This is a genomic window from Kitasatospora sp. NBC_00070, assembly GCF_045041205.1.
GTDB lineage: Bacteria > Actinomycetota > Actinomycetes > Streptomycetales > Streptomycetaceae > Kitasatospora.
In genome coordinates this window covers 1,530,725-1,546,559 of the sequence record NZ_CP108247.1, presented here as the reverse complement: position 1 = coordinate 1,546,559, position 15,835 = coordinate 1,530,725, and the positions used below count along the sequence as shown (strand labels likewise).

Here is a 15,835-nt window from a genome sequence, read left to right as displayed (position 1 = left end):
GTGAGCAAGTACGCCATCGTCGGCCTGTCCTGCCTCTTCCCCGGGGCCGGGACGCCCGAGGAGTTCTGGCAGAACCTGAGCGGCGGCGTCGACAGCCGTCGGGAGGGCGGGGCCGAGGTCTTCGGCCCGGCCGCCGACCCGCGCGACGAGGACCCGGCACACCGGATCTACTGCAGCAAGGGCGGTTTCGTCACCGGCTTCGAGTTCGACCCCAGCGGCTACCTGCTGGACGCCGACCGGCTGGCCCGGTTGGACCGGGTCTTCCACTGGTCGCTGCACGTGGCCCGGGAGGCGCTGCGCGACAGCGGCTACGCCGACCGCGCCGAGGTGCTCGCCCGGACCGGCCTGATCCTCGGCAACTACTCCTTCCCGACCCCGGGTTCGGCCCGGCTCAGCCTGCCGCTGGTGGACCAGGCGGTCCTGGCGGGCCTGCGGCTGGCGGGCCTGGACGGCCTGGCCGCCCCGGTGGCCCAGGCCGCCGAACCGGAGGACGCCCGGGTCAGCGGCGCCCCGGCCCGGGTGGCCGGCGCCGCCCTCGGCCTCGGCGGTCCGCGGTTCGCACTGGACGCCGCCTGCTCCTCCGCGCTCTACGCCCTCAAGCTGGCCTGTGACCAGCTCGCCGCCGGCCAGGCCGACCTGGTGCTGGCGGGCGGGGTCTGCGCACCCGACCCGACCCTGATCCACCTCTCCTTCTCCGATCTGCACGCCTACCCCGAGAACGGCTTCAGCCAGCCCTTCGACGCCGCCTCGGCCGGCATCCTGACCGGTCAGGGCGCCGGCATGGTGGCGGTCAAGCGGCTCGCCGACGCCCAGCGCGACGGTGACCGGATCCACGCCGTGATCGACGGCATCGGCCTCTCCAACGACGGTGCGGGCCGCCATCTGCTGGTCCCCAACGCGGCCGGACAGCACCGCAGTTACCAGCTCGCCTACGCCGAGGCCGGAGTGGCCCCGGGTGACATCGACTACCTGGAGTGCCACGCCACCGGCACCCCGATCGGGGACACCACCGAGGCCGACTCGGTGGTCCGCTGGTTCGGCGAGCAGGGCTCGGTGCCGCTGCTCGGCTCGGTCAAGGGCAACATCGGCCACCTGCTGACGGTGGCCGGGTTGAGCAGTCTGCTGAAGGTCGTGCTGGCCATGCAGCACGGCGAACTCCCGCCCACCATCGGCGTGTCCGCGCCGGTCAACGCGGCGATCGGCGGTGCGCTGGTGCGCGAGCGGACCAGCTGGCCCGCGCACGAAGGGCCGCGCCGCGCGGCGGTCTCCGCCTTCGGCTTCGGCGGCACCAACGCCCACGTGGTGCTGTCCGCTGTGGCCGACCCGGCGCAGGCCGAACTCCCGGTCACCGCACCGGCCCTGGACATCGTCGGCCTGGGCGCGCACTTCGGCTCGCTGGAGTCGGTGGACGCGTTCGAGCGGGCCCTGCACGACGGCGGCGACGCCTTCCGCCCGCTGCCCGAACTCCGCTGGCGCGGACTGGAGTCCACCACCGGCGGCGCACTGGAGCAGGCCGGTCTGGGCGCCGGGACGCTGCCCGAGGGCGGCTTCGTCGACCAGGTCGCGATCGACCCGGCCGACTACCGGATCCCGCCCGCCGACCTGCGCAACTACAACCTCCAGCACGCCCTGATGGCCAAGGTCGCCGACGAGGCGCTGACCGACGCCGGTTTCGACCGGACCGCGCCAGCCGGACAGTCCGGGCCCGACCCCCGGCGGGTCGCGGTGCTGGTCTCGATGGAGATCGAGCCCAGCGCCCATCTGCACCTGGCCAGGTACGGCCTGGCGGGCCGGCTGCGCGAGGCGTACCGGGCGGCCGGTCTCGACCTGACGGACAGTCAGGTCGAGGAGCTCGCCCAGGCCGCCCGGGACGGCGTGCACCAGCCGATCGTGGCCAACGAGGTGCTGAGCTACATCGGCAACATCATGGCCAGCCGGATCTCCTCGCTGTGGAACCTGACCGGCCCGTCCTTCACCATCTCCTCCGACGGCGCGGGCACCGCCGAGGCGCTCGACATCGCCCGGCTGCTGCTGCTCGACCCGGAGATCGAGGCCGTGCTGGTCGGCGCGGTGGACCTGGCCGGTTCGCCGGACGGGCTGCTGCTCCGGTCCGCCCCGCCGGTGGCGGGCGCCGGGCTGAGCTTCGGCGCCGGCAGCCAGGGCTGGCGGATCGGCGAGGGCGCGGGCGCGGTGGTGGTCACCCGTCCCGGTGGCGACCGACCGGTGTACGCCCGGCTGGACGCCTCGGTGGTCCGGCACGCCGTGCCGGTCGACGGCGTGCTGCCGGAGGCGGACGCGGACCTGCTCGCGGACGTCGCCCGGGAGGCGCTGGAACTCGCCGGTATCGGTGCCGACCAGGTGGGCTACCTGGAGGCGCACGCGGGCGGCACGCCCGCCCTGGACGCGGCCGAACTGACCGCGCTGGCCGCCGTCTACCCGGCCGGGCGGACCGAGCTCGCGCTCGGCAGCGCCAAGGCCCAGCTCGGCGACACCCAGGGCGCCGCCGCCATGGCGGGACTGCTGCGCGCGGTGCTCGCCCTGCACCACGGCTACCTGCCCGGCGTCCCCGGCTGGCAGCGGCCGGCCGAGGAGCACACCGAGCGGTTCGCGGCCGGCGGCTTCTACCTGCCGGAGACCTCCCGCCCCTGGCTGCGGACCGAGCGCTCGGCCCGGCGGTACGCCGGGGTCAGCTTCCTCGGTGCCGGCGGCGCGCACGGTCACCTGGTGCTCTCCGCCGGGCAGACCCGGGGCTCCGTGGTCGAGCGGGACTGGCGACGGGCCGCGGGACCGGTGCTGCTCGCACTCGGCGCCGAGGACCACCCGGGGCTGCTCGCCGAACTCGACCGGCAGCTGGGGCTGCTGGCGGACGGCGCCGACCCGTACGCGCTCGCGGTGGCCGCCGCCGAGCGGCTGACGGAGCGGCAGACCGCCCGGGTGGTCCTGGTGGCCACCGACGCGGCCGGACTGCGCGGGCAGCTGGAGGCCGCCGTCCGCGACCTGCCGGGTGTGCTGGAGCGTGGCGAGGAGTGGGCCACCCCGGCCGGCAGCTTCGCCACCGCCCGGCCGATCGGTCCGGACGGCAAGGTCGCGCTGGTCTACCCGGGCGCCTTCAACTCCTACCCCGGCCTGGGCCGGGACCTGTTCCGGGCCTTCCCCGGACTGCTCACCCGGTTCGAGACCGAGGCGGAGCAGCCGGACCGGGCGTTCCGCTCGGCCATGCTCCACCCGCGTGGTCAGCAGGCTTTCGGCAAGCGGGAGTTGATGGCGCTGGAGGAGAAGCTCGGCGGCGACCTGCCGTTCATGCTGGCCACCGGCACCAGCTTCGCGATCCTCTACACCGACCTGGTGCGCGAGCTGCTCGGGGTCCGGGCGCACGGCGCCTTCGGCTACAGCCTGGGGGAGAGCAGCATGCTGTTCGCCACCGGCGGCTGGCAGCGCGAGGCCCGCCGGGACGACCGGATCAGCGCCACCCCGCTGTTCAAGGACCGGCTCACCGGCGCCCGCCGGACCGTCCGTGAGCTCTGGCAACTGCCGGACGACACCCCGGATTCGGCGGTCTGGGCGAGCTTCGTGCTGCTCACCGACGCGGACCGGGTGCGGGACGCGCTGGCCCGGTACGACCGGCTCTTCCTGACCCATGTGAACACCCCGACCGAGGTGGTGATCGCCGGGGCGCCGGACCAGTGCCGGGCCCTGATCGCCGAGCTGGGCTGCCCCTCGGCCCGCTCCCCGGTCAACTCGGTGATGCACTGCCCGGTGGTGGACGGCGAACTGGCCGGTCTGGCCGAGCTGAACGACCACCCGGTCGGTTCGCCCGGCGATCTGCAGCTGTTCAGCGCGTACGACTACGACACGGTGGCCGGGCTGTCCCGGGAGACCGTGGCGGAGCGGATCGCGCACACGCTGCGCAGCACCATCGACTTCCCCCGGCTCACCCGCACCGCGTACCAGCAGGGCTTCCGGTACTTCATCGAGGTCGGCCCGAGCTCCACCTGCACCCGCTGGGTGCGCGAGTCGCTCGGCCAGGACGCCCACGTGGCGGTCTCGGTCGACCGGCGCGGGGTGCCGGCCGCGAAGTCGGTGGCCCAGCTGGCCGCCCGGCTGCTGGCGCACGGCGTGCCGCTGGACCTGTCCGCCCTGCTGGGCGTGCTGCCCGCGCCGGCCCGCAAGCGGCTGCGCTTCCCGGTCGGCGGTGGCCCGGCCATCCCGGCCGCGGTCGCGGCGGCGGCCGGCCCGGTGCTCAGCCGGGCCCGGGTGCCCGCGATGGCCGGTGCCGGCCGTGCCGGTGCCCCTGCTCCCGTACCCGTCGCCGCGCCGGTGCCCCCGGTGCCCGCCGCTGCCGCGCGGGTGCCCTCGTCTTCTCCGTCCGGACCAGTCGGTCCCGTCCCGCTGGAGGGCCACGCCCCGATGCCTGTCGACCCGTCAGTCGCCGATCCCGAGGTCATCGCCTTCGACGGCGAGCCGATCTCCTTCCTCCCCTGGGCCGAGCCCGAACCGGTGGCCGACCCCCGTCCGGCGGCGGCCGCCCCGGAGCGCCCGGCGCCGGTCGGCGGGTCCGCCGCCACCGAGCTGGTCCGCGAGCTGCGCGAACAACTGCTGGCCACCCACTCGGTGGTGATGGAGACCCAGCGCGTCCTGCAGGAGTCCACCCTCGCCCGGGCCGAGGCGCTGCTCACCGAGGCCCCCGCCGACCCCGGGCTGCCCGCCTTCCCGGCGCCCGAGCCGATCAGCTTCTCGGTCCAGACCGCGCTGCCGGCCGCCCCGCCGCCCGCCGCCCGGCCCGAACTGCCGCCCGCCGCCCAGGACGTCAGGGCGCCCCGGCCGGACGGGGTGATCTGGGACCAGGCCGACCTGCTGGAGTTCGCCACCGGCAGCCTGGCCAAGGTCTTCGGCGCCGACTTCGCCGAGATCGACGGCTACGGCAAGCGGGTCCGACTGCCCGCCCCGCCGTACCACTTCGTCACCCGGGTCACCGACCTGAAGGCGGAGCCCGGCGTCTACCAGCCGTCCTTCATCCGCACCGAGTACGACGTGCCCGAGGACGCCTGGTACGCCGTCGACGGCGGCGTGCCGCCGGCCGTGGCGATCGAGGCCGGTCAGTGCGACCTGCTGCTGATCAGCTACCTGGGCATCGACTTCCGGAACAAGGGCCAGCGGGTCTACCGCCTGCTTGACTCCACCCTGGTCTTCCACGGCGACCTGCCGAAGGCCGGCCAGACCCTGCGCTACGACATCTCGATCAACCGCTTCGTCACCCAGGGCGAGACCACGCTCTTCTTCTTCTCCTACCTCTGCTACGCCGACGGGGAGTTGATCCTCGAGCTCAAGGACGCCTCGGCCGGTTTCTTCAGCCAGGCCGAGCTGGACACCCCGCTCGGCGTGGTGACCACCGAGAAGCAGAAGGCCGCCCGGGCCGCCCTGACCAAGGGCTGGTTCAAGCCGCTCGCCGACACCGACCACAACCGGCTGACCGCCGCCGACCTGGAGCTGCTCGCCCAGGGCCGCCCCGGCGAGGTGTTCGGGCCGCACCACGCCCAGGACGCCGGGCTGAACCCGGCGCTGCGTCTGCCGGTGGCCAAGCTCCGGATGATCGACGAGCTGACCGTCGACCGCACCGGCGGCCCGCGCGGCCTCGGTCTGCTCACCGCGAGCAAGCGACTGGAGCCGAGCGCCTGGTACTTCGAGTGCCACTTCCCGGACGACCCGGTGCTGGCCGGCTCGATGGTGGCCGAGGGTGCGGTGCAGGCCCTGCAGGCGTACCTGCTGCACCAGGGCATGCACCTGGTGCTGCCGGACGCGCGCTTCCAGACCATCATCGGCCTGCAGACCGAGGTCCAGGTCCGCGGCCAGATCACCCCGCAGCACTCGGAGATCCGGTACGAGATCGAGGTGATGGAGCTGACCCTGCTCCCGCGCCCCTCGGTGATCGCCGACGTGCTGGTCTACCTCGGTGACAAGCCGGTGATCCGGATGCACAACTTCGGCATCCAGATCCGGGAGAAGGAGGGCACCCCGTACCGTCCGGGCGAGGGCGGTGTGCCGGTCTTCCTGGGCCGCCGGAACCGCTCCGGCGAGCCCGCGATGATCAACGAGCTGCACCTGGCGCACGCCGCCAAGGGCGATCTGGGCACCGCGATGGGCCCCGAGTTCGACGTCTACGCGAACAGCCGCGCGCCGTACATCCCCAACGGGGACTTCCAGTTCGTCGACCGGATCATGTCCCTCAAGGGCACCCGGGGCGACCTGAACCCGGGCTCCGAGATGGTCACCGAGTACGACTCCCCGGCCGACGCCTGGTACTACACCCACAACTCGCACCCGCACATGCCCAACGCGGTGTACATGGAGAGCTCGCTGCAGGCCGCCATCCTGCTCGGCTACTACCTCGGCGCCACCCTCAAGCGGCCCGAGGAGCAGTACGCGATCCGGAACCTGGACGGCCGGGCCACCCTGGTCAAGGACCTGGACCTGCGCGGGAAGACCATCCGGCACCACTCCAAGCTGCTGATGACCAGCGCGATGTCCGGCGCGGTGCTGCAGAACTTCAGCTACGAACTCTCCGCCGACGGCGAGGTGTTCTACACCGGTGAGTCGCTGTTCGGCTACTTCAGCGACGCCGCGCTGGCCAACCAGGCCGGGCTGGACGCCGGGAAGTTCGTCGCCCCCTGGATCGAGCAGCAGAAGCCCGCCGCCGAGCGGGTCCGGCGGATCGAACTCCCGGCGGACGCACCGGCGTTCACCGACCCGAGCGGCGGCCGGCTGCACCTGCCGGGCGAGCACTACGCACTGGTGGACCGGGTCGACCTGGTCGCCGACGGCGGCCGGCACGGCGCGGGGTACCTGCACGGGTACCGCGAGGTGCGACCGGACGAGTGGTACTTCGACTGCCACTTCCACCGCGACCCGGTGATGCCCGGTTCGCTCGGGGTGGAGGCGGTGCTCCAGGCGCTGCGGCTGTTCGTGCTGGAGCAGGGCCTGGCCGAGGGGGTCGCGAACCCCCGGTTCGGGCTGGCCACCGAGATCGAGACCAGCTGGAAGTACCGGGGTCAGATCCTCCGGCACGACCGGGAGTTGAGCTTCGACGTGCACGTGAAGGAGATCCGCCGCGAGCCCGGACGGGTGGTGGTGATCGCCGACGCGGACCTGTGGAAGCCCGGGCTGCGCATCTACGAACTGACCGACGTGGCCATCGAGGTCCGCTCCGAAGCCTGACGACCCCCCACCTCCACGCGCTAGGAGAGACACCCCACCCATGGACACCTTGGAATCCACCCCGTTGCGCTGGTACGGGGAGAGTTACCCCGCCACCGACGCGGCGGGCATCTACCAGGCGCTCGCCGAACTCGACCGCCCCTGCTTCATCGTCCGCACTCCCGAGGGCATCGGCGCCGTCGCCGAGGGCCGGGCCGCCGCGAGCGGCACCCGGCGCGGCGGGGCGGCCGGACTGCCGCTGCTGGCCGCCGTCGCGGCCCTGCCCACCCACCGGCTGGGCTCGCCCGAGTTCCGGGCCGCGCACGGGGTCCGACACCCGTACCTGGCCGGCGCGATGGCGGGCGGCATCGCCTCCGCCGACCTGGTGATCGCGCTCGCCAGGGAGGGCTTCCTGGCCTCCTTCGGCGCCGCAGGGCTGCTGCCCGAGACCATCGAGGCGGCGCTCACCCGGTTCGCCGAGGAGATCCCCGGCCTGCCGTACGCCGTCAACCTGATCCACAGTCCGAGCGAGGAGCGGCTGGAGCGCGAGGCGGTCGAGCTGTTCCTGCGCCACGGGGTGCGCTGCGTGGAGGCGTCCGCCTTCATGGCGCTCACCCCGCACGTGGTGCGCTGGCGGCTGGCCGGGCTGCGGCAGGGCCCGGACGGGCGGGTGCTCGCCGAGCACCGGCTGATCGCCAAGATCTCCCGGACCGAGACCGCCGAGCGCTTCATGCGCCCGGCCCCCGCCGCGATGGTCAGCGCGCTGCTGACCCAGGGTCTGGTCACCCACGAGCAGGCCGAACTGGCCAAGTACGTCCCGATGGCCGACGACATCACGGTCGAGGCCGACTCGGGCGGCCACACCGACCGCCGGCCGCTGCCCGCGCTGCTGCCCAGCATCCTGCGGCTGCGCGACACCGTGCAGCGCGAGCACCGCTACCCGGCCCAGATCCGGGTCGGCGCGGCGGGCGGCCTGGGCACCCCGGTCGCGGTGGCGGCGGCCTTCGCGATGGGTGCGGCGTACGTGGTGACCGGTTCGGTCAACCAGTCCTGCGTCGAGTCGGGTGCCTCCAAGGCGGCCAAGACCCTGCTCGCCGAGGCGGGCATCGCCGACTGCGAGATGGCCCCGGCCGCCGACATGTTCGAGATGGGCGTCGAGCTCCAGGTGCTCAAGAAGGGCACGCTGTTCCCGATGCGGGCCAAGCGGCTGTACGAGCTCTACCAGGCGTACGACGGCCTGGAGGCGCTGCCCACCGAGGAGCGGGTCCGGCTGGAGACGCAGATCTTCCGCCGCCCGCTGGACGAGGTCTGGCAGGACTGCGTCGGCTACTTCTCCCGCCGCGACCCCGGGCAGCTGGCCCGGGCCGAGGGCAACCCCAAGCGGCGGATGGCGCTGGTCTTCCGCTGGTACCTCGGGATGTCCTCGCGCTGGTCCACGGTCGGCGACCCGGACCGCACGCTGGACTACCAGATCTGGTGCGGCCCGGCGATGGGCAGCTTCAACGACTGGGTGACGGCCAGTTACCTGAAGACCCCCGGCAACCGCCGGGTGGCCGACGTCGCCCAGCACCTGATGCGCGGCGCCGCCTTCCACACCCGGGTGGCCCAACTGCGCACCTCCGGCGTCCGGATCCCCGCCTCGGCCGCCGACTACCGGCCGGTGCCGCTGTGAACACCCACGCCGAGGAGCTCGACCGCGAGCTGGGCGACCCGACGGACGCCGCCAACCCGTTCGGGTACGCGGCGGCCGTCGGCCGGGACGAACGCGACGAGTTCCCCGAGGAGCTGTGCGCCGTCCTGCGCAAGCGGGACTTCCACCTGAACTACCTGCCGGCCGAACTGGGCGGCAGCTTCCGGTCCTTCGACCACAGCCTGACCCTGGTGCGGACCGCCGCCCGCCGGGACCTGAACGTGATGCCCGGCACGATGTTCAGCATCACCGCCGCGACCTGCGTCCTGCTGCACGGCTCGACCGCGCAGCAGGAGCGGGTGGCCGCGATCCTGCGCCGGGGCGGCTCGGTGGCCTTCGCGATGTCGGAGGCCGAGCACGGCAGCGACCTGCTGGCGAACACCGCCCGGCTCACCCCGGCCGGCGACGGCCGGGAGCTCAGCGGCACCAAGTGGATGGTCGGTCTCGGCCACCGCAGCGAGGCCGCCTACCTGGTGGCCCGGACCGGGGAGCGCGGGCCCGCCGCGTTCTCCGCGATCCTGCTCGACCTCGACGACCGGGTCGAGCGGGGCCCCCGGGTGCCGACCGGTGGGATGCGCGGGATCGACTTCGCGCACCTCACCTTCGACCGGCACCCCGTCCCGGCCGACGCCCTGGTCGGCCGGGACGGGGAGGCCCTGGAGGCGGCGGTCAAGGCGCAGCAGGTGGTCCGCCTGATGAGCACCGCGGGCAGCCTCGGCTGCGCCGACACCGCCCTGCGGCTGACCCTCGACTTCGCCGCGGGGCGCCGGATCGGCCGCACCCCACTGCTGGATTCCCCTTACCCCCGACGGGAGTTGGCGATCGCCTCGGCGGCGCTGCTGGCCGCCGACGCGGTCGCGCTGGCGGCCGCCCGGGGCATCCACGTGGCACCGGAGAGCTTCAGTGTCTGGGGCTGCGCCGCCAAGCACGTGGTGGCGGAGGCGGTGGAGGACCTGATGCTGCGCTGCGGCACGGTGCTGGCCACCCGCTCGGTGCTGCGCACCGAAGGCCCCGGTGGCGGCCTGTTCCAGAAACTCCAGCGGGACGCCGCACTGGTCCGGGTGGTGGACACCAGCACGGTGGCCAACCTGCGCTCGTTCGCCGGTCAACTCCCGGCCCTGCTCGGCAAGTCGGCCGAGCCCGACCCGGCGATGGTCCGGACGGTCTTCGACCTGAACGCCGAGCTGCCGCCGTACCACCCGGCCCGGCTGGACCTGAACGCCCGGGGCCGCGACCTGGTCACCGGCGGCCCGCTGCCGACGGCCGACGGCAGCGAGCAGGTGACCCGACTCTGGGCCGCGCTGGCCGGACTGCCGGAGGAACTGGCCGGGGTCGACCCGAAGGACAACGGCCTGGTCGACCTCGCCGAACGGTTCGCCTGGCTGCACGCCGCAGCCGCCTGCGTGCACCTGCACGCGGCCAACCGGGACGACGAACTGCTCGGCCGGGCCGACTGGTTGGCGGCGGTGCTCGGCTATCTGCTGGCCCGGGCCGACGGCACCGCGCCGCGCCGGGCGGCCGGGCCGCTGCTGCCCGCGCTGGCGATCGCCCGCGAACTGCACGCGGCCAACCGCCTGTTCTCCGCCGTCCCGGTCCACCTGGCCTGATGTCCAGCCTCACAGGAGAGAGAACCCCGTGCCGAAGGCAGACCTGACCGAGCTCGCCGCGCGGCTGGAAGCGCACCTCGGAGACCCGCACGACCCGACCAGCCTGATGCCGTTCGAGCAGATCCTCGACCACGACGAACGGGAGGAGTTCCCCTACGCCTTCGTCAACCTGCTCCAGCGCTGGGGCGTGCACGAGTACGTGATCCCGAAGGCCCAGGGCGGCAAGGCGGGTGACGTCGAGGTCGGCTTCAACCTGCTGCGCCTGATCGCCCGCCGCGACCCGACCTCGGCGACCGCGCTGATGCTCACCAGCCTCAGCTTCATGCCCGCCTGGATCGCCGGGACGGACCGGCAGAAGCAGTACGTGGTGGACCTGATGAAGCAGGGCAGCAAGCTGGCCTGGGGCCTGTCGGAGCGTCACCACGGCAGCGACGTGCTCGGCAACGAGATGCGCGCCGAGAAGGTGGACGGCGGCTACCTGCTGACCGGCGAGAAGTGGCTGATCGGCAACGCCACGGTGGCCGACGGCGTGAGCGTGTTCGCCCGGACCGACCCGAAGGGCGGCCCGGCCGGCTACTCCATCTTCCTGGTGGAGAAGCGCAACACCCCGGCCGGCGCGGTCGAGGAACTGCCCAACGAGCGGCTGCACGGGCTGCGCGCGCTCGACATGAGCGGCATCCGGCTGGACGGCGTCTTCGTCCCGGACGAGGCCCGGCTCGGCCACCAGGGGCAGGGTCTGGAGATCGCGCTGAAGAGCGCCCAGGTGGCCCGCACCACGATCGGCTCGATGGCGCTCGCGGCGGTGGACACCGCGCTGCGGGTGACCCTGGACTTCACCGAACAGCGCGAGATCTTCGGCAAGAAGGTCAGTGACATCCCGTACTCCCGGCGGCAGTTGACCGAGGTGTTCGCCGATCTGATGATCGCCGACGCGGTCAGCCTGGGCGCGGTGCGCAGCCTCCAGGTGGTGCCCGAGCAGACCAGCGTCTGGTCCTCGGTGGCCAAGTACTTCGTGCCGACCCTGCTGGAGCGCTCGATGGCCCAGCTGAACATCGTGCTGGGGGCCCGGCTCTACCTGCGGGCCCACCCGCACTACGGCATCTACCAGAAGATGCTCCGCGACCTGCTGGTGGCGATCTTCGCCGACGGCAACACCGTGGTGAACCTGAAGAACATCGCCCTCCAGCTGGACGGCCTGCTCGGTACCGCCGCGCAGGACACCGCCGCCCGGGCCGCCGCCGAGCAGCGGGTCCCGCAGCTGTACGGCATCGACCAGGAGCTGCCGCTCTACCGCCCGTGGGACCAGGAGCTGTTCAGCCGGGGCCGGGACGACGCGCTGCTGGCCGCGCCGGCCACGCTGGACCGGCTGCGCGAGCTGGCCGCCGAGGCCAAGGGCGACGAGCGGGTCTGGCTGACCCGGGCCGCCGAGGTGGCGGCCGGGCTGCTCGGCCGGGCCGAGCCGATCCACCGGCAGGCCGGTGAGCTGCGGGCCGCCCTCGGCCGCGAGTACGGCCAGTCGGCCGAACTCTTCGACCTGGCCAAGCAGTACAGCACCCTGCACGCCACCGCCGCCTGCCTGCACACCTTCGTGCACTCGGGCGCCGCGCTGGACGACCCGCTGCCCAGCGGCGCCCTGCTGCTGCTCCAACTGGAGCGGCTGCACCGGCTGTTCGGCCCGCACGAGTCGATCACCGACGCGGCCGTGGTGGACGAGGTGATGCGGGTGCTGCGGCACCTGCACCGGGAGAACCGGCTGTTCTCCTACTGGCAGTTCCCGCTCGCGACCCGCACCGGAGCCGTCCATGCCCAGAGCTGACACCGACCGGGCCCGCCGTACCCACGCCCGTGCCGAGACCCGCACCGCGATCTGCAACGGTTGCCAACAGCGCTTCGCCAAGGAGCAGTTGGACCACACCCTGAAGGTCTGCCCGGCCTGCCGGAGCGGCTTCCGGCAGTCCATGGACGAGTGGCTCAAGCACCTGCTCGGCCTGGGCGCGCTGGCGAACCCGCCGGAGCAGCGGCCGGCCGCCCCCTACCGGGTGCGCCCGTGAACGGCCAGGCACCCGTGGGGATCGACGGCCACCTCTACCTGCTGACCGAGGCGGGGGTGGACCGGTTCGCCGAACGGTACGGCGGCGACGTCCTGCTGACCCGGGAGGAGCGGCTGCGGATGGCCCGGCAGCGCACCGAGGCGGCCCGCCGCCGGTTCCTCGGGGCCCGGCTGCTCTCCCGGCACGCGCTCAGCGACCGGGACGGCCGGCCGATGGGGGAGTGGCGGTTCCGGACCAGCGCGGCCGGCCGCCCCGAGCCCGAACCGGACGGCCACGCGCTGCGGTTCAACCTCTCGCACACCGACGGCCTGGTGGCCTGCCTGGTCACCGAGGGCGGCTCCTGCGGGGTGGACGTCGAGCGGACCCCGGCCAGGCCGGACGCGGTGACCCACCTGCCGCGCTGGTTCGCCCCGGCCGAGCGCGGCGAACTCGACCTGCTGAGCGCCGGGTTGGCGACCGGAGTGGCCGCCTACTGGGTGCTCAAGGAGGCCTACCTGAAGGCCATCGGCACCGGCCTGCGCCGGGAGCTGGACGGCTTCGCGTTCTCCGCCCCCTGGCGGGCGCCGATCCGGCTCACCGATCCGACCCTGCCGCCCGGCGACGCGTCCCGCTGGCGGTTCGAACTGGTCAACCCCGCCCCGGGGTTCGTGCTCGCCGCGGTGGTCGAGAACGGAGCCGCCGGCCGCCTGCACTGCACCTGGGTCGGCTGACCCGCAGCACCTCGTACCTCGCCGTACCTCGTACCTCGCCGCACCCCGCTCGCCCCGAAGCCCCGCTCACAGTGAGGAAGCCTCCATGTCCAGCAGCACTCCCCCCGCCCGTCCGCTCGGCCGCAAGCCCCGGGTCGCCGTGGTCGGCGCGGGTGTGGCCGGCCTCTCCGCCGCCTACCGGCTGCGGGAGCACGCCGAGATCACCCTGTTCGAGCAGGACGACCGGCCCGGCGGCCACGCCAACACCATCGAGGTGGAGGAGAACGGCCGCACCCTCGGCATCGACACCGCCTTCGTGGTCTTCAACCAGCCCAGCTACCCGAATCTGACCAGGTTCTTCGCCGAGCTCGGGGTGGAGACCAAGCAGCACCTCGGCGGCTTCAACTTCTTCGACCTGGACAGCGGCCTGCAGTACGGCACCGCCGAGATGGCCCTGCCGGAGGAGGAGGTGAACAACCGCTACTCGGAGGAGTTCCGGACCATCTGGCGGGAGGCCCGGCGGTTCCACGAGGAGGGCCGCAAGGACTTCTTCCGCAAGCGCACCGACCTGCCGCTGGGCGAGTACCTGGACCGGGGCGGCTACAGCCAGGAGTTCCGGTACGGCTACGTGATCCTGCTCTGCACCGCCGTCTGGTCGGTGCCCGCCGAGCTGATCTGGGAGATGCCGGCCACCACCGTGATCGCCTTCTTCATGGCGCACGACGAGGGCGGCCTGGGCGGGCGCGGGGTGGAGTGGCGGACCGTCAGCGGCGGTTCGATCAACTACGTCCGCAAGGCGATCGCCGCGATCGACCCCAAGCTCCGGCTGGCCGAGCCGGTCACCGGCGTGCGCCAGGAGCCGGACGGCGTCACGATCGCCACCGTGAACGGCGCCGAGCGGTTCGACTACGCGATCGTGGCCACCCACGGCGACCAGGCCAGGGAGCTGCTCGCCAACCCGGACGACGTGCAGCGGAACACCCTGGAGAAGATCCGCTACAACGCCTCGACCGCGATCCTGCACACCGACCCGACCGCGATGCCGGGCGACCGGGAGCGCTGGGACAACTGGAACTACGGCAAGGTGACGGTGGCCGGGGCGGTCCGCCCGTACGTGGCGTACTACATGAACCGGCTGCACGGCTTCGAGGCCGAGCAGGACTACTTCGTCACGCTGGACTACCCCCGGGCGCTGCGCGAGGAGTCGGTGATCCGGGAGCTGAGCTACTCGCACCCGGTGATCGACATCGACCTGCGCCGGCTGCAGCAGACCATCTACCAGGTGAACGAGGGCACCCGGGTCAAGCTGGCGGGCTCCTACTTCCACTCCAAGCAGCTCTACCACGACCAGATCGGCTCGCACGAGGCCGCCTTCTCCTCCGGTGCCGAGGCGGCCGCCCAGCTCCTCCGGGAGCTGGACGGCCGGCAGGGCTGAGCCACCGTCAGGGCCGGGGATGCCGCTTGGCGGACTCGTTCTCCTGGGCCATCCGGCGCAGCGCCAGCAGCACCGGCTCCAGCAGGATGGTGAGCAGGACGGCCCGCTCGACCCGCTCCAACGGATCCTCGGTGTCCTCCAGTTGGGCCAGGTCGAGCTCGGCCGTCCGTTCGGCCAGCCGGGCGTACGGGACCAGGGTCTGCCAGTCGGCCGGCAGGCCCAGGTCCCGCAGGGTGCGCAGGGTGTCGGTGACGGTGGTGCGGGTAGGAGCCTTCTCGCTGATCTCCCAACCCAAGGCGGAGATCAACTCGTCCGCGGGGGTGGGCTCTTGCGGTCGGTCCGAGGGGGAGTCCGGCTCGTCCGTGGAGACGGCCCCGAGGGCCAGGCCGAACAACAGGTGGAGGTCGGTGGAGTGCTCGTCCAGCGCCCGGAGCACCTCGCGGGTGGTGGACACCGACAGTCCGCGCACCGCGATCAGGGCCCGGGCCAGCCGTAGCCGGCGCAGGTGGTGCTCGTCGTACTCGGCCTGGGTGGCCGAGGTGGCCACACCCGCGGGCAGCAGCTCCTCCCGCAGGTAGTACTTGATGGTCGCCACGGGGACACCACTGCGCCGGCTCAACTCCGAGATCCGCATCTTCTCCGCTCTCCACTGGAAAATTGGGTAGCTCTACTGTCTAATATAGATAGTGCCACACTCCAACGGTGTGCAGCACCCCTGCGCGGACGCCCGTACCGGTACCACCGAAAGGCCGTGACCATGCCCACGCTCCCCTGGACCACCCCGAACGCCCCCCGGCCCGACGCGCAGGTCCTGGTGATGGCCTCGCGCCTGGAGGTCGGTTCGCTGAAGCACTCCGCGCGGTTCTTCCTCAAGTCGCTGGCCGCCTGGCGGCAGGTGCGCAGCGCCCCCGGGGCGGTGGGCGCCTCGCTGATCGCCCAGCCGCTCAAGGGCGTGTTCTGGACGCTCTCCGCCTGGGAGGACCGCAAGGCCCTCTACACCTACGCCAAGACCGAACCGCACCACTCGATCATGACCTCGCTCCGCACCGTGACCAAGGCGTCCACGTTCGTCTTCTTCGAGGTCGGGGCCGAGCAGCTGCCGATCACCTGGACCGATGCCAAGCACCGGATCGCCGAGCAGCAGCGGCTCGACGCCGCCGCCAAGTAGTTCC

The 15,835-nt window shown here is 73.0% G+C and carries 9 protein-coding genes; 8 read left to right on the top strand and 1 reads right to left on the bottom strand.

Annotated features, from left to right (window positions below):
- The 7 genes from OHV05_RS07255 (at position 1) to OHV05_RS07225 (ending at position 14,663) form a co-directional block, all read left to right on the top strand.
- Positions 1-7,212: a beta-ketoacyl synthase N-terminal-like domain-containing protein gene (locus tag OHV05_RS07255; protein WP_405016911.1), complete on the top strand. Its 7,212-nt coding sequence runs from the start codon at positions 1-3 to the stop codon at positions 7,210-7,212.
- Positions 7,213-7,252: 40 nt separating this feature from the next.
- A complete protein-coding gene (locus OHV05_RS07250; protein WP_405016910.1) occupies positions 7,253-8,863 on the top strand; it encodes a PfaD family polyunsaturated fatty acid/polyketide biosynthesis protein in 1,611 nt (536 codons plus the stop codon).
- Complete coding sequence (locus OHV05_RS07245; RefSeq protein WP_405016909.1) at positions 8,860-10,488, top strand: acyl-CoA dehydrogenase family protein; 1,629 nt, start codon at positions 8,860-8,862, stop codon at positions 10,486-10,488. Before OHV05_RS07250 ends, OHV05_RS07245 begins: the two co-directional genes overlap by 4 nt.
- Before the next feature lie 28 nt (positions 10,489-10,516).
- Complete coding sequence (locus tag OHV05_RS07240) at positions 10,517-12,304, top strand: acyl-CoA dehydrogenase family protein (protein WP_405016908.1); 1,788 nt, start codon at positions 10,517-10,519, stop codon at positions 12,302-12,304.
- Positions 12,291-12,539 carry a hypothetical protein gene (locus tag OHV05_RS07235; protein WP_405016907.1) on the top strand — a complete coding sequence of 83 codons (249 nt, stop codon included), beginning with the start codon at positions 12,291-12,293 and terminating at the stop codon, positions 12,537-12,539. Before OHV05_RS07240 ends, OHV05_RS07235 begins: the two co-directional genes overlap by 14 nt.
- Complete coding sequence (locus OHV05_RS07230; RefSeq protein WP_405016906.1) at positions 12,536-13,249, top strand: 4'-phosphopantetheinyl transferase family protein; 714 nt, start codon at positions 12,536-12,538, stop codon at positions 13,247-13,249. Before OHV05_RS07235 ends, OHV05_RS07230 begins: the two co-directional genes overlap by 4 nt.
- An 85-nt stretch (positions 13,250-13,334) precedes the next feature.
- Positions 13,335-14,663, top strand: coding sequence for an NAD(P)/FAD-dependent oxidoreductase (locus OHV05_RS07225; protein ID WP_405016905.1), 1,329 nt, complete (start codon positions 13,335-13,337; stop codon positions 14,661-14,663).
- A 7-nt stretch (positions 14,664-14,670) separates the two neighbouring features.
- Here OHV05_RS07225 and OHV05_RS07220 read toward each other — a convergent pair whose 3' ends face one another.
- Positions 14,671-15,297, bottom strand: a complete 627-nt coding sequence (locus OHV05_RS07220) for a MerR family transcriptional regulator (protein WP_405016904.1) — start codon at positions 15,295-15,297, stop codon at positions 14,671-14,673.
- A 123-nt stretch (positions 15,298-15,420) separates the two neighbouring features.
- Here OHV05_RS07220 and OHV05_RS07215 point away from each other — a divergent pair, with 123 nt between their 5' ends.
- Positions 15,421-15,831: a DUF3291 domain-containing protein gene (locus OHV05_RS07215; RefSeq protein WP_403041905.1), complete on the top strand. Its 411-nt coding sequence runs from the start codon at positions 15,421-15,423 to the stop codon at positions 15,829-15,831.
- Positions 15,832-15,835 lie beyond the last annotated feature (4 nt).

Excerpts from the sequence above, each read along its gene's own strand:
- OHV05_RS07250 (WP_405016910.1), top strand. The coding sequence starts at position 7,253 with ATGGACACCTTGGAATCCACCCCGTTGCGCTGGTACGGGGAGAGTTAC.
- OHV05_RS07235 (WP_405016907.1), top strand. The coding sequence starts at position 12,291 with ATGCCCAGAGCTGACACCGACCGGGCCCGCCGTACCCACGCCCGTGCC.
- OHV05_RS07225 (WP_405016905.1), top strand. The coding sequence starts at position 13,335 with ATGTCCAGCAGCACTCCCCCCGCCCGTCCGCTCGGCCGCAAGCCCCGG.
- OHV05_RS07220 (WP_405016904.1), bottom strand. The coding sequence starts at position 15,297 with ATGCGGATCTCGGAGTTGAGCCGGCGCAGTGGTGTCCCCGTGGCGACC.
- OHV05_RS07215 (WP_403041905.1), top strand. The coding sequence starts at position 15,421 with ATGCCCACGCTCCCCTGGACCACCCCGAACGCCCCCCGGCCCGACGCG.